We start from the raw sequence: 14,527 nt of genomic DNA, 5'->3' as shown, positions 1-14,527 counted from the left end.
GCTTATGCCTTCGCTTCGGCGAGGACCGAGGCCAGCGCGCGAGTGGCAAGTGGCAGCTTGAACGCGTTGTCCTTGGTCGGCGTCGCACCCTGGAACGCACGCGCCGTCACTGCGGCGGCACCGCGTGGCAGCAAGGCATCCGCCGCCTCGACACGCCAGGGGCGGGGGGCCACGCCGCCGAACGCAACGCGTCCGGTACCATCGGGCTGGATCACCGCGGCTACCGACACCAGCGCATAGGCGTAGGACGCACGATCGCGCACTTTCTCGTAGAAATGCTTGCCGCCGAGCGGCTTCGGCAAGGTGACCGCGGTGATCAGTTCGCCCTGCTTCAGCACGGTATCCTGCTGGGGCGTATCACCCCATAGTCGGTGAAAGTCGGCGATCGGGATCGAGCGGCGCTGGCCGGTCGCGTCGACGGTCTCGACGACCGCATCGAGCACGCGCATCGCCACCGCCATGTCGCCCGGGAACGTCGCGATGCAGCTGTCACTGACACCGATCACGCCGAGCTGGCGCGAATAGCCACCGATCGCCGCGCAACCCGAACCCGGCTTGCGCTTGTTGCACGCCATGTTGGTGTCGTAGAAATACGGGCATCGCGTCCGCTGGAGCAGATTGCCCGCGGTCGACGCCTTGTTGCGCAACTGGCCCGAGGCGCCCGCGACGATCGCGCGGGTCAGCACGCCGTAATCGCGGCGGACGCGCTCGTCCGCGGCGAGATTGGTGTTGGTCACCAGCGCGCCAATCCGCAGGCCACCGTCCCGTGTTGCCTCGATCTTGTCGAAGCCGAGATCCTGCACGTCGACGAGATGCGTCGGCGTCTCGACCTCGATCTTCATCAGGTCGAGCAGGTTGGTGCCGCCCGCGATGAACTTGGCGGCCGGGTTCGCCGCAACGGCACGCGCCGCGCCGCTGGCATCCTTGGCGCGCTCATAGGTAAAGGCTCTCATGCTTTTGCTCCCGCGACTTCGGCCATGGCCTCGGCGATGTTGGAATAGGCACCGCAACGGCAGATGTTGCCGCTCATCCGCTCGCGCATCTCGACGTTCGTCGCGGTCGGCTTGGTCATCAGGTCGCCCTGCGCATGGCTCGGGATGCCACGCTTGATCTCGTCGAGGACCGCGACCGCCGAGCAGATTTGCCCCGGCGTGCAATAGCCGCACTGATAGCCGTCATGCTTGATAAAGGCCACCTGCATCGGGTGCAGCTTGTCGGGCGTGCCAAGGCCCTCGATCGTCGTGATCTCGTCGCCCTCGTGCATCACCGCGAGACTGAGGCAGGAATTGATCCGGACCCCGTCGACCATCACGGTGCAGGCGCCGCACTGGCCGTGATCGCAGCCCTTCTTGGTGCCGGTCAGGTGGAGATGCTCGCGCAACGCGTCGAGCAGGGTCGTCCGCGGATCGAGGCTGAGCGCGCGCTTTTCGCCGTTGACCTTGAACCGCACGGGCATGGTCGGCGTGGCGCCAGCCTGGGGCGGCGTCGTGGCGACAGCGCCAGCCGGCGACGCGGCGATCACGGCTGTCGCGGCGCTGCCCGCCAGGAGCCCACGGCGCGAAAGCTCTACTTCAGATATGCTGGGCATGGGCTTCATCTTCCTTGCTTCCGTACCGCGCGTCCGCGGTAACTGTCTGATCTACATCAACGATTGTCTCGGACTGTAACGCGTCGCCATGCCGTTTGGAGCGTGCATGATGTTCAATGAAACCATGAGGATGGCTCATGGCCCAACTCTCCGGGCGCGCCTTGTCGAACGCCGTCGTCGCTTCATAAGCCTGGACCAATTGCGCCATAATCGAGAGCGCCAGCGTCTGGGGATCGCGTGTCGCCTTGATCAGGCCGACAGGTCCGACAACCCGCGCGATGTCATCACGCTCTGCCCCTGCTTCCAGAAGGCGCCGCTGGCGTTCGAGATGCGTTTTCATGCTGCCCATCGCGCCGATGAAGAACGGGCGTTGCTCCAGGACCTGGAGCAGGAGTGGCGTCTCCCAGTCGTGATCGTGAAACAGCGTGACGACCGCGGTCCAGGGATCGATCGCCAGTCCGTCCACGCGGCCGACGAACCGGAGAAGATCGGCGGATAGTCCCTTCCGCCGTGCGTCCTCGACGAGCGAGGCCTGGGGGCTCAACAGCGTCACGTCGGCGCCATAGGAACAGGCGATGTCGAGCATCGCGGCGGGCTCCGCGCCATGTCCCATGACGACCAGCCGAAGCACCGGATCATGACGCACGCTGAAAATCGTATCGCGCCACAGCGTACGATCGCCGTCGCATGACCGGGCGGCAACGATAGCTCCGTCGATCGAAAGGTGGAGCGTGACCGGCTCGCGCCCTTCCAGAACGGCGATGGCGCAATCGATCTGCCGACGATCCGGTGCCGGTGTGAACAGCAGGTCGATACCCCCGCCGCAAGGCAGCCGAATGTCGATGTAGCGCGATCCGTCGCCGTAGCGCACGTGGCGCGCGCGCCCTTTGGCAAGGGCCTCCTGTGCCTCGGCGATCACCGCGGCTTCGACGCACCCGCCGGAAAACGAGCCCAGCGAGCGTCCGCTTTCGGCCACCGCCATATGCTCGCCCGGCGCGCGCGCCGCGCTGCCTGTGACGTCGGTCAGCGTCACCAGAGCGGCCCGCTCGCCACGCTTGTCACAGTCGCGCAGGAAGCGCAGGATCGCCAGCGCCTGCTTCATGCAGCCACGGCCTGGCCATGGCCGGCGGGGCGACGATCGGCCCGGCCGATCGCGACCGCGGCGAGTGCTGCAATCGCAAGAAGGCCGGCGCTGCTCAGGAACTCGGCGCGCGGACCGGCTGCATCGAAGACGATGCCGCCCATCGTCGCACCGAGCGTAATGGCGAGCTGCACGATCGCCACCATCAGCCCGCCGCCAGCCTCGGCCTCGTCGGGCACCGTGCGCGCCAGCCATGTCCACCACGCCACCGGTGCGGACGTGCCTGCGAAACCCCAGACCGCGAGCAATATTCCGACCGCCACGACCGACGTGCCAAGCACCGTCAGCGCCGCCGCCGTCGCCGCCATCAACGCTGGCAGCACGGCAAGCGTGAGGAACAGGCCCCCGTTCAGCACGCGGCCGATCAGGACCGTGCCGATGAAGCCCGACACGCCGAGAATGAGCAGCATGACCGACAGCATGGCCGGCGATACATGCGTCACCTGCTCGAGGAACGGGCGGAGATAGGTGAACAGCGCGAACTGCCCGACGAACAGCATCGCGACGGTCAGCAGGCCGAACACCACGGGCGGCCGGCGCAGTAGCGCAAACATGCCGCGGGCGCTTTGTCGTTCGGCGACCGGAAGCGGTGGCAGCGTCAGCGCCTGCCAGATCACCGCGGCGACGGCGACGGGCACCACGCAGAAGAATGCCCCGCGCCACCCGATCAGGCTGCCGGCGAAGCTGCCCAGCGGCGCGGCGAGCACTGTGGCCAGTGCATTGCCGCCACTGATTACCGCGAGCGCTTTGGGGACCGCGTGGCTCGGGACCAGTCGCATGGCGATCGCCGCCGACATCGACCAGAACCCGCCGATCGCGATACCGAGCAGGGCGCGGCCAATCATGAAGACCACATAGCTCGGCGCAAACGCGACGATGCCACCGGAGATCACCAGCAGGCTCGTCAGGACGAGCAGCACGATCCGACGGTCCGTTCTCCCCAAGATGGAGGACAGCGACAAGCTGGTGATGACCGCGAACAGGCCGGATATCGCAATCGCCTGCCCGGCCTTGCCCTCGGTCAGGTTCAGCGTGTGCGCGATGGGGCTCAGCAGGCTGACAGGCATGAACTCGGACGCGATCAGCACGAAGCTGCACAGCGCCATCGCATATACCGCACCCCAGCGCGCAGGCTGATCGCCGACGCGCGACGCATCAGGTGCCGCGGTCGCGGCGGTGAAACTTGCCATTCTGGCTCTCCTGATTGTGCCAAATGCGCCCGGACCTGCAGGGGAGGGGATCGCCATCGATCCGGGCGCTCGCGCCGTGCCGGTTCGGGGGCGAACGGTGGGCTGCGAAGGTGTGTAATTTAGGGGAGGGGGATCTGATCGACAATTCCGTCCACCGTTGATGCCCTGTTGAGCGCCGCTCATGCATGGTCGGCAAAAGTTGCGGAAAATCGGCGCTACGTAATGCGATACTGCAGCCAGACGATCCCGCCATCCAGGACTTCGTGACCGATCAAAGCCAGGTCCCGGATCGGCAATCGCCCGGAAAGCGACGCGCCGGGGCCATCGAAAACGGCTGGCGCACCCGATCCGCCGTCGATCGCAGGCACGAGCATCAGGCTGATCTCATCGACGAGGCCGGCGCGCAGAAACCCGCCATTGAGATGACCGCCGCCTTCGAGAAGGATCCTGTCGATCCCGAGCTCGGCACGGAGAACCGCGACAACGTTCTGCAGGTCGAGGTCGGTATCGCTGGCAAAGACATAGCCGACGCCGTCTTCGCGCAATCCCGCAAGATGCGCGGCGGTCACCGCCTTGGTCAGGACGACGACGATCGGATCGCTGCCTACATCGCTACGTCCCCATGCGATCTTGCCACGGGCATCAAGGACAATGCCACACGCCTCGGCCGTCGGGTTCGGCAGCCATGCCGTGCGGGGAAAGTTCGTCTCCGGCCGGTCTGGATATGCATCCCGTTTGGCGAACTCCTGCCCGGTGACACGGCCGACGAGCCAGGATCCGCCACCGAGCCTGCGATGCAGGTCGTCGTAGATATCGGGCGAGTGCGCACCGCGCGGCGTCCACCGTTCAGACAGGATCCGGCCGTCGAGGCTGCTGGCCATATGGCAGGTGATATGCGGCTTCATGCACGAGAATCCTCAGCTTTGCTTCGGGTATTCCCCTGGTAACGGATCGCGCGGCCGGTCGGCCTAATGAGGCTATCGCACTGAATCGATGAACAGATTTCATGGAATGGTCGGCGGCCGGCTTCGTTCTGGATAGCAGCCGCGGCGATGAAGCCGCCCCAGCATGAGGAAACAACAATGACCGAACAGACCCAGAGCTACGCGGGCAAGATTGCCTTTGTCACCGGTGCGGCAAACGGCATCGGGCGCGCGACCGCGATCGCCTTTGCCAAGGCCGGCGCACACGTTGCCGTCGTCGATCTGAACGATGCGGGTGTTGCCGACGTCGTCGCGGCGATCGAGGCGTCGGGTGGCAGCGCAGTCGGTATCACCTGCGACGTATCGAAGGGCGAGGACGTCCGAGCCGCGCTGGACAAGACCGTCGAGGCGTTTGGCGGCATCGACATCGCCTTCAACAATGCAGGGATCGAGCAGCAGCAGATCCCGCTAGCCGACCTCAGCGAGGACGATTTCGATCGCATGACCGCGATCGATCTGCGCGGCGTGTTCCTCTGCATGAAGTATCAGATTCCGCTGATGCAGAAGCGCGGCGGCGGTGCGATCGTCAACACCTCGTCGGGCGCAGGCGTCGTCGGGATCGCAGGGCAGGCCGGGTACGTTGCCGTCAAGCACGGCGTGATCGGAATGAGCAAGTCAGCAGCACTCGAATACATCGGCGACAATGTTCGCGTGAACGTCATCTGCCCCGGCATCATCGAAACGCCGATGATTACCGACCGAGTGTCGGGCGGTACCGAAGAGGGTCAGAAGAAGATGATTGCGCAGGAACCGATCGGTCGCATGGGAAAGCCCGAGGAGATCGCCGCCGCGGTACTCTACATGTGCTCCGACGCGGCCGCGTTCATGGTTGGCCATGCGATGGTGGTGGATGGTGGACAGACGGTGGGTCTTGGCGGCTGAACGAGGGCGCTGCTCGTCTTGTATGAAGAGCGGTAGCAATGCCGGCTGGTGGCGCCTTCTAAGAACCCGCTATCGCGTTGGTCGCCCCCGGCAGGCGCCGCTCCGTCACGCCGCCTACGGTCAGGACGACCGGCGCTATGCTGCCATCTTTGCGGAAATGCATCCGCTCGATCGCGACTTGACGATGATTGCCGTCCGTCTCACCCAGGGGACGTCGGTGATAGACGATATACCAATCATCCGTTCCAGGGATGCAGACGGCGGAATGGTGCCCCGCGCCGCGAGCGACGCGGGCGTCCTGCTCTAGGATCTTGCCGCGCGGCGTGAACGGTCCGAGCGGGCTGGACGCCGTGGCGTAGGCGACGCTGTACAGCGGTCCCGTCCACTCCCCTTCCGACCACATCAGGTAATAGATCGCACGCCGCTTCAACATGAACGGTCCCTCGACATAGTCGGGGGAGGGGGTGATCGCCTTGTACGTCTCGCCGTCCACGAACGGGATGACGCTGGTGAGGTCTCGCGACAGCTTCACGACGTTGCAGTGTTTCCAGCCGCCATAATACAGGTAGCAGGTGCCATCGTCGTCGCGGAACACCATCTGGTCGATTGGTTGCGCGCCGTTGACGATGCTGCCGATCAGGGGTTTGCCGATCGCGTCGCGGAACGGGCCTTCCGGGCGATCGCTGACCGCCACGCCGATTCCGCCGCGCTGTCGATCGGTCTTGATGTCGTTCGCGCCGAAGAACAGGAAATAGCGGCCATCCTGCTCGATCGCCGACGGGGCCCACACCGCATAGGCCGCCCAGTCCACGTCCTTGACGTCGAGGACGCGCGGGTGGCGGGTCCAGGATACCAGGTCTGGCGAGGAGAACGCGTCGAGAAACGTCTGTCGCAGAAACGGGCTCCAGATCGTCGGCGAGGCGCGCTCATGGGTTTGCCAAGGCGTGAACCGGCTGGGCGGCGCGGGGACGGGTCCGTCGGCGGAGTAGGTCGGATAGATCCAGTATCGATCGCCGAAAATGCGGATTTCCGGATCGGCGTACCAGCCCGGCAGAACGGGATTGGCTGCCCACGCAGTCCTCGAAGTGGCAGCGCCAACAGCGAGTCCCGCCAACAGCATTCGTCGATCGATCAAAGGCATTACTGGGTCCGTTACAGTTTGGACGGGTGTGGTTTGGAACGGTGTTCGCCGTATTTAACGCGAATGACCAGCGTGTCATCCAGACAAGCTCCCGGATTTATCGACCAATCGGTTGCGGAATCGCGTTGGATGCTGATGGTTCGGATCGATGAAATCTGTTCATCGGAGCATCAACCAGATCGCGGGTAATCCAGCCTGCGGCGTGTCCCATATTCCGTCTGCTACGTAAGCACATCGAGTTCGGCGTATCGCCGCCTCGATCAATTGCTGAAATGGAGGGCAGTGAAATGACTGACCGTATCAAAGACAAGGTCGTCGTGATTACCGGCGCCTCGAGCGGCCTCGGCGAGGCGGCGGCGCGTCATCTGGCAGCGTGTGGCGCGACGGTCGTGCTCGGCGCGCGCCGTACCGGTCGCCTCGAAACGCTCGCCGCAGAGATCGTCGCGGCGGGTGGCCAGGCACTGGCGGTGCAGACCGATGTGACCGACCGTGCCGCGGTCGCCAACCTCGTCGACACTGCCGTGCAGCGCTTTGGCCGGATCGACGTGCTCATCAACAATGCCGGGATCATGCCCCTGTCAGCCTTGGAAAGCCTGAAGGTGGACGAATGGGACCGCATGATCGACGTCAACATCAAGGGCGTGCTGTACGGAATCGCCGCTGCCCTCCCGCATATGAAGGCGCAAAAATCGGGGCAGGTGATCACGACCTCGTCCGTCGCCGGCCATGTCGTCTTTTCGGCATCGGCGGTCTATTCCGGCACGAAGTTCGCGGTCCGCGCCATCTGCGAAGGCTTCCGCCAGGAAGTGAAAGACTACAATATCCGTACCACCATCCTCTGCCCCGGCGCGGTGAAGACCGAGTTGCTCGAGCAGATCTCGGACGAGGGCGTACGGTCTGCCAACAGCGATTATGTCGGCAAGGTCGGCATCTCCGCCGACAGCTTTGCCAGGATGGCGGCGTTTGCGATCAGTCAGCCCGATGATGTCGACGTCAACGAGATCATCTTCCGCCCGACCGCGCAGCAATTATGATTTTTAGCCGCACAGTAGATTGCCAGCGCAATATTGCGCCCGGTTTACCGAGGACGATGATGATCAGAATTCTGACGATTTCGGCAATTCTCCTGGCGTCCAACGGCGTCGCATACGCACAGCAAGGAAAGAGCAAAATGGATATCTCCCGCAAGGCAGACCTGAAGACGGTCCCCGGTCCCGACGCGTATTTCACCGGCAAGGTCACGATCACCGGCCAGTTCCAGCGGCCCGAGCCGTCACGCGTCGGCGGCGCTCTGGTCCATTTCGAGCCGGGTGCACGTACCGCGTGGCATACCCACCCGGCCGGCCAGACCCTCATCGTCACCGAGGGTGTCGGCTGGACGCAGGTCGAGGGCGGACCGAAGCTCGAATTCCATGCGGGCGACCAGCTCTGGTGCCCCGCGGACCACAAGCACTGGCACGGCGCGACCGCGCATGAGGGCATGACGCACATCGCCATCCAGGAATCCGTGAACGGCACCCCCGTCACCTGGATGGAAAAGGTAACCGACGAGCAATATCTCGGGCCGCTGGCGAAGGATTGAGCCGTGCCGCACGTCATCGTCAAACTCTGGCCCGGCAAGTCCGACGATCAGAAGAGCTGGCTTGCCGACGCCTTCACCGAGAGTGTGATCGGCATCCTTGGCTATGACGATGACGCGGTATCGATCCTGTTTGACGAGGTCGCGCCGAACGACTGGAGTGAACGTGTCCACAAACCCGATATTCTAGGTCGATGGAACGATCTCGCCAAGCGACCGGGATAGCGCGCTCGCCCTCAGGACAGAAGCGCGCCGCCTGAGATGGACGGAGCCTTCACGCTGGCAACCAGCGCGCCCATCCCGAAACTGGGGCTGGGCTTTGGGTAGATGGCGAGTGAGAGCGCGATCTAAGTTCGCTCCCGCGTCGGGGGGCTGAAACCGGCAACAAATGTCTCGATAAACAAATGTCTGAAGTTGGGAGGCTGAAAACGAACCGCGAATGAACGACTATGGGTCCTAGCATCCTGTAAGCTCAGCCTCAGGTTTGGTCGGCAGACATCGCCACCTCGCGCTGCCGCTCGATCTTCTCAAGCCGATCTGCCAGGGCGGTGGTAATCGAAGCGTAGGCGGTGCTGCCCAGCGCAAGCCGGAGCGCTGGCCGTTCGGCATCGGCGGCGGCGATCATGGCGTCGGCGCATTTTGCAGCATCGCCCTTGATCGCGAAGCTACCGTTGGAAACGCCGCGCCGGACCGCGCCAGCGGGCGTGTCGTCATAGATCTGCATCGGCACGGCATTATCCATGGTACTGGCGAAGCTCGTAGCAGTGGGGCCAGGCTCGACCAAGATGAAGTCGATCCCGAACGGCGCCACCTCCTGGGCCACCGCTTCGACGAACCCCTCGATACCCCATTTGGTCGCGTGATAGACGCTGAAATTGGGATAGGCGATCTGTCCGCCTTCCGACGAAACCTGCATGATGCGGCCCCCGCCCTGGTCGCGCAGTTGAGGCAGGCTCGCGCGGATCACCTGGATCGATCCGGTAAGATTGGTGGCAATTTGCCGGTCAACCTGCGCGTCGCTGACCTCCTCCGCTGCTCCAAACAAGCCATAACCGGCATTGCTGACGATGACGTCGATCCGTCCCATCGTACGGAACGCGTCTTCGATCGTGGCCCGCACCGCACTGGTGTCGGTCACGTCAAGTGTCACGATCCGCAACTGATCGCCATAGCGCTCCGCGAGATCATCGAGTGCCCCGGCGCGGCGCAGCGTGCCGACCACAGTGTCGCCCCGCTCAAGCAATTTCTCCGTCATCAAACGACCTAGACCGGCCGAGGCGCCAGTAATGAACCATGTCTTCTGCATCTGCGTAACTCCTGAGCAACTGCGGACAGAGATAGGCCGGCGCAATTGATTGGAGTAGAGAGTCCAATCGGCATGACCTAGTGAAAGATCCGCACCAATGCCTAAGCCAAGCCTTGCCGATCTCACGGCCTTCGCCAGTATCGCCGAGCACCGCAGTTTTCGCCGCGCTGCCGATGCGCTGGGCGTGTCGCGATCATCGCTCAGCCACGTGATGCGCGCGCTCGAGGGGACCCTTGGTGTACGGCTGCTTCATCGCACGACCCGCAGCGTTTCGCCGACCGAAGCGGGGGAACGTCTGTTGGGACGCCTGGCGCCCGTGCTTCGCGACCTCGACGAGGCGCTGGATGGCGTGTCTGACGACAGCGGTCAGCCGGGCGGAACGCTCCGCATCAATGGCAACGAGGCCGCAGCGCGCCTGTTGCTCGGAACGGTTGTTCCGCTCTTTCTCGCGCGCTACCCGCAGATGTCGCTCGATTTGGTAAGCGAAGGGCGCTTGATCGATATCGTCGAGCAAAAGTTCGATGCGGGCATACGGCTCGCGGAATCGGTGCCGCAGGACATGATCGCAGTGCGTATCGGTGGCGACATGCGCTTTGTCGCGGTGGCGTCGCCTGCCTATCTCGCGGCTAACTCGACGCCGGTCTATCCTGACGATCTTCGTCAGCACCGCTGCATCCGGCAGCGATTACCTAGCGGCAAGCTCTATCGTTGGGAGTTCGCCAGACATGGCCAAGAGATCGCAATCGACGTGCCGGGGGTGCTGACGCTCGATCACAGCGGTCTGATGGTGGAGGCGGCGATCGACGGCCTCGGCATCGCGTTTGTCCCTGAGCACGTTGCGCGTGCGGGGCTGGACAGGAAAAAGTTGGCGATCGTGCTGGAGGACTGGTCCCCCGCGATTCCCGGTCTGTGCCTCTATTATCCGGGCAACCGGCATGTTCCCGCTGGTCTTCGCGCATTCATCGACATGTTAAAGACCTTCGTTTTTTGATCCAGGCGCCGCTGGTATGCGATGAAACAGCAAGAGGCAGCTAGCGGCTAGTGATACTCGTTTGGCGGCGCGATGTGGACACGATCGAACGTCGGCTCTCATTAGAAACTGCCGTTCGACCCGTATGATGAAGGGCCGCAAAGTCCCACATCTTGCCGTTTTCTGCTTCGCCGCCTGTCCTTCCGACCTCGATAAACCGACGTGAACGAACGTCCGCAGTTGGGCAGCGCCGGCGGACCGCTGAATGGCGACTTGTGGGTCCGAGCCTGCTTTGCTGGAGTCACGCCTCGCCTAACTCGGTCGCTCGAAATTTCCTTCCGTGCTACTATTGTCAATCTCCACGGTCGTGTTGGCTCCCTGCATGCCGCGTCAGGGGCCAGCCAAGCGCTCTACCGGGAAACGGTCGTAACTGCGATCAGCGGGGAGCAGAACACCATCGTGCTCGTCGGTCACAGCTTTGGTATCGTGACGATCTCCAACGTCACCGAAACCATTAAGTTCGGGGTCGACACCCGAAATTTGCCCGTGCTGACCAATCCTCAGGGCCTGACGACGGCGATCAAGACGACCGCCAATTAGTCTTTATCGGCGCGGGCGGACTGGTGAGCCCGCGCCGTTAGCCCGGCAGTGCCATCTGGCGATCGACCATCCCCAGATGAAATTGGTCGCAGCTAAGATCACGCGATCGACGGCCGCGAGACTACAATTTGTTCCTTTGCCTGCACGGGCGTCGCACGGAACATAGCATTGCGTCGTCCGACCAAATGCTTATTGCCTGGGCCTTGCGACCTTGGGTGACTGACCGAAGTGAGCCTTGTACGCACGACTGAACCCAGCCTCCGACTGGTAGCCTGCCGCGCGTCCGGCCGTTCCCACCGAGGCGGCGCCAGCGCTGATAAGTTGGTCAGCAATTGTGAGCCGCCAGCGTGTGAGGTATCGCATCGGCGCTTCCCCAACCGATGCCGAAAATCGCTCTGCAAACGCCGAACGAGACATGCCAGCGAGATCGGCAAGTCCCGCCAACGTCCACTGAACCGCCGGCTCGGCATGCAATGCGTTGAGCACCCGTCCGATCCGCGCATCGCCTAGTCCGCCCAGCCATCCCGCTTCGTCGGGATAGAGATCCGCCCAGCTCCGCAGCGTACGGATCACCAACAGGTCGATGGTCCGCGAGATCATCAGCGCGGACCCCGGTCGCGGCTCTCGTGCCTCGAGCATCAGAAAATGGACCATGTGCTGGAGCCAGTCGGGCACCTTTCCCCCATCGTCCCGAATATGAATCAGTATTGGTAGACCGGTCACGACAGGCGGCAGCGGGTGCTCCTCGAACCGGAACGTCGCGCCGATGCAGCGAACTTCGGATCCGGCGCCGTCCCCGACCCGTATGACGAGCGTTTCGGGATCAAAAGCCGGTGATCCCAGCATGTCGCCGCCGGTTGCCCGCCCGGTTGCCCGATCCGCGATCAGATGGCCTCTCCCATGCGGTAGCAGAACCAGGTCGCCCGCCTTCAATAGGATCGGCTCCGAGCCGACCGGGGTTACCCAGACGGAGCCTTGCTCGACGAACAGCAGGTGAGACGGGCCAGCCGCAAAGCTGCCAGCGAACTGACCGGACAACTCCGCGGAATACACCAGCTCGCCGCGCAGCCTCACGAGCGTAAGCAGATGCGACAATACATCGGATTGATCCGCTACTCTTCTCGATCCAACCGAATATTCTGGACGATCAGTCAAGGATTCAGGTGGCGTCTTCATGGTCGGGAGCGCCTCGATCTTCCAAAAGGGACTATGCCATTTGGAGTAAAGTCTTGGAAAATTACAGCCTTGCCGGCTTCGGCCTTCTGCCCCAGTGGCAGGCGTTGGTCGCCGCGCGTCATGTTGCCCGCGTAACCAATCCATTGGATCGCCCAGCGTTTACTGGGGTGCCCATAGCCGATGAACCGCTCGCCGTCTCCCCTCCGCCTGTTTCCGGCCCGCACCATGAAGCGTAACAGCGAAAGCACCGCGGCGTTTGCCATACGGGCGAGCGCCAACCAGGCCGAGCGTCGCGCGAACCTGCTCGGCGAATACGACTTCATCGTCTGCGGCGCAGGATCCTCGGGATCGGTCGTCGCACGCCGTCTGGCGGAAGACCTCGATATGTCCGTCCTGCTGATCGAGGCTGGCGGAGACGACAATGCGGCGAGTGTATCCAATCCTTCGCTCTGGCCGACCAATCTCGGCAGCGAACGCGATTGGGGCTTCGTCGCGGAGCCGAGTTCCTACCTGGCCGGACGGTCGCTGCCGCTTTCGATGGGCAAGGGCCTGGGTGGCGGATCGTCGGTCAACGCCATGATCTGGGCGCGGGGGCATGCGAACGACTGGGACTATTTCGCGGACGAAGCGAACGATCCGGCGTGGAATTATCCGGCCGTTCTCGACATCTATCGCCGCATTGAGGACTGGAGTGGCAATCCCGACCGGCAGCGACGCGGCCGCGGCGGGCTGTTCCCGGTCGAACCCGCTCAGAACGCGCATCCGATTGCGAGTGCCATGCTCAGGGGGGCGGCTGCGGCTGGCATTCCGACGTTCGACGATCATAACGGCGCAATGATGGAAGATGCCGGTGGCGCTGCGCTCAGCAACCTCGCGGTTCGCGACGGTCGCCGATCCTCGGTGTTTCAGCGCTACGTCGCGCCGGTCATGGCGCAGGCCAATCTCACGGTGCTGACGCATGCGACCGTCACCCGCGTCATCGTCGAGCGGGGCAAGGCTACAGGTGTCGAGATTACGCTCGGTAATGAGCATCTGCGGCTACGCGCACGCCGCGAAACGATCCTGTCGCTTGGAGCTATCCACACGCCAAAGGTTCTCATGCAGTCGGGCATTGGCGATGCCGCCATGCTGCGGCAGCATGGGATCGAGGTCGTCGAACATCTTCCGGGCGTCGGCAGCAACTTCCAGGACCACGTGATGGTGGCAGGCTGCGTCTGGGAAAGTCCCGTTCCGATCGTGCCTCGCAATAATCTGGGTGAGGCGACGTTCTTCTGGAAAAGCGACGATCAACTCGACACGCCAGATATCCAGGCGTTCCTGATCGAGGTTCCGATCGTGGCGCCCGATGCGCTCGAGCAATACGGAACGCCGCCTGCTGCTGCATGGGCTTTGCTGCCGGGTCTGGTTCGCCCGAAAAGCAGGGGTAGCGTCCGACTGACCGGTCCCGACCCAAGCGATCCCGTGGCGATCGATGCCAACGTGCTCTCGCACCCCGACGATCTGACGGCACTGGTCCGCAGCGTCGAGTTATGTCGCGAGATCGGCAACGGGGCGGCTTTGCGCGCTTTCGCAAAGCGCGAGATCATGCCGGGCAATCTCACTGGCGAGGCGTTGCGCGCGTTCGTCCGCAACACGGCGTCGAGCGTGTGGCACCAATCCGGAACCGCCAAAATGGGGACAGATGGCATGTCCGTCGTGGACTCCGAACTCCGCGTCTACGGCGTCGAGAACCTCCGGATCGCCGATGCCTCGATCATGCCTCGCGTGACGACCGGCAACACCATGGCACCCTGCGTCGTGATCGGTGAACGGCTAGCAGCCTTGCTCACCGTATCCCGACGGTCCGCCGAGGTCCCTCGAGCGCAGCATGCCCCGACACAGGGTCACGCGAGCGACGAAGCGCTCGACCTCACGCACTGATCGGCGATGCCGGCACCAGATGCCCCAGGGTCTGGTGCCGCATCAGAGCGC

The 14,527-nt window shown here is 63.6% G+C and carries 15 protein-coding genes; 7 read left to right on the top strand and 8 right to left on the bottom strand.

Translation table 11 applies throughout. The features are described from left to right. Positions 1–2: 2 nt before the first annotated feature. The 5 genes from U1763_RS03370 to U1763_RS03350 form a co-directional block, all read right to left on the bottom strand. Positions 3–953 (bottom strand): FAD binding domain-containing protein, encoded by a 951-nt coding sequence (locus U1763_RS03370; RefSeq protein ID WP_332754117.1) that lies wholly within the window; start codon positions 951–953, stop codon positions 3–5. Next, entirely contained in the window at positions 950–1,588 is a 639-nt protein-coding gene (paoA, locus tag U1763_RS03365; protein ID WP_332754116.1) for an aldehyde dehydrogenase iron-sulfur subunit PaoA, read from the bottom strand. The genes U1763_RS03370 and paoA overlap by 4 nt, the downstream gene beginning before the upstream one ends. Then, complete coding sequence (locus U1763_RS03360; RefSeq protein WP_332754115.1) at positions 1,572–2,690, bottom strand: XdhC family protein; 1,119 nt, start codon at positions 2,688–2,690, stop codon at positions 1,572–1,574. The genes paoA and U1763_RS03360 overlap by 17 nt, the downstream gene beginning before the upstream one ends. After that, entirely contained in the window at positions 2,687–3,919 is a 1,233-nt protein-coding gene (locus U1763_RS03355) for an MFS transporter (protein ID WP_332754114.1), read from the bottom strand. Before U1763_RS03355 ends, U1763_RS03360 begins: the two co-directional genes overlap by 4 nt. A 215-nt stretch (positions 3,920–4,134) precedes the next feature. Beyond that, positions 4,135–4,824: a RibD family protein gene (locus U1763_RS03350; RefSeq protein ID WP_332754113.1), complete on the bottom strand. Its 690-nt coding sequence runs from the start codon at positions 4,822–4,824 to the stop codon at positions 4,135–4,137. 177 nt (positions 4,825–5,001) lie between these two features. Between U1763_RS03350 and U1763_RS03345 the strand changes: the two genes are divergently transcribed. Then, a complete protein-coding gene (locus U1763_RS03345) occupies positions 5,002–5,784 on the top strand; it encodes a glucose 1-dehydrogenase (RefSeq protein ID WP_332754112.1) in 783 nt (260 codons plus the stop codon). Positions 5,785–5,842: 58 nt separating this feature from the next. Here the strand turns inward: U1763_RS03345 and U1763_RS03340 are convergent, their stop codons facing one another. Beyond that, the gene (locus U1763_RS03340; protein ID WP_332754111.1) at positions 5,843–6,904 is read right to left on the bottom strand and encodes a glycoside hydrolase family 43 protein; all 1,062 of its coding nucleotides are present in this window, start codon (positions 6,902–6,904) and stop codon (positions 5,843–5,845) included. A gap of 308 nt (positions 6,905–7,212) precedes the next feature. Here U1763_RS03340 and U1763_RS03335 point away from each other — a divergent pair, with 308 nt between their 5' ends. From U1763_RS03335 to U1763_RS03325, 3 genes are all read left to right on the top strand, one after another. After that, positions 7,213–7,959, top strand: coding sequence for an SDR family oxidoreductase (locus tag U1763_RS03335; protein WP_332754110.1), 747 nt, complete (start codon positions 7,213–7,215; stop codon positions 7,957–7,959). A 137-nt stretch (positions 7,960–8,096) separates the two neighbouring features. Next, a complete protein-coding gene (locus tag U1763_RS03330; protein ID WP_332754109.1) occupies positions 8,097–8,507 on the top strand; it encodes a (R)-mandelonitrile lyase in 411 nt (136 codons plus the stop codon). Between the two features lie 3 nt (positions 8,508–8,510). Further along, positions 8,511–8,729, top strand: coding sequence for a tautomerase family protein (locus U1763_RS03325; protein WP_332754108.1), 219 nt, complete (start codon positions 8,511–8,513; stop codon positions 8,727–8,729). 253 nt (positions 8,730–8,982) lie between these two features. Here the strand turns inward: U1763_RS03325 and U1763_RS03320 are convergent, their stop codons facing one another. Next, entirely contained in the window at positions 8,983–9,810 is an 828-nt protein-coding gene (locus U1763_RS03320) for an SDR family oxidoreductase (RefSeq protein ID WP_332754107.1), read from the bottom strand. Between the two features lie 97 nt (positions 9,811–9,907). On the opposite strand from U1763_RS03320, the gene U1763_RS03315 reads away from it, so the two are divergent. Beyond that, a complete protein-coding gene (locus U1763_RS03315) occupies positions 9,908–10,801 on the top strand; it encodes a LysR family transcriptional regulator (RefSeq protein WP_332754106.1) in 894 nt (297 codons plus the stop codon). Between the two features lie 201 nt (positions 10,802–11,002). Further along, complete coding sequence (locus U1763_RS03310) at positions 11,003–11,380, top strand: hypothetical protein (protein WP_332754105.1); 378 nt, start codon at positions 11,003–11,005, stop codon at positions 11,378–11,380. 189 nt (positions 11,381–11,569) lie between these two features. On the opposite strand, the gene U1763_RS03305 is transcribed toward U1763_RS03310, so the two are convergent. Further along, on the bottom strand, positions 11,570–12,475 hold the full coding sequence (locus U1763_RS03305) for an AraC family transcriptional regulator (protein ID WP_332754104.1): 906 nt from the start codon (positions 12,473–12,475) through the stop codon (positions 11,570–11,572). 306 nt (positions 12,476–12,781) lie between these two features. Here U1763_RS03305 and U1763_RS03300 point away from each other — a divergent pair, with 306 nt between their 5' ends. Continuing rightward, positions 12,782–14,476 (top strand): GMC family oxidoreductase, encoded by a 1,695-nt coding sequence (locus U1763_RS03300; RefSeq protein WP_332754103.1) that lies wholly within the window; start codon positions 12,782–12,784, stop codon positions 14,474–14,476. Positions 14,477–14,527 lie beyond the last annotated feature (51 nt).

Origin of the sequence: Sphingomonas sorbitolis (genome assembly GCF_036663875.1) — a bacterium.
Taxonomy (GTDB): Bacteria; Pseudomonadota; Alphaproteobacteria; order Sphingomonadales; family Sphingomonadaceae; genus Sphingomonas.
The sequence above is the reverse complement of the archived record's forward strand: the minus strand, read 5'-3'. Positions and strand labels throughout refer to the sequence as shown.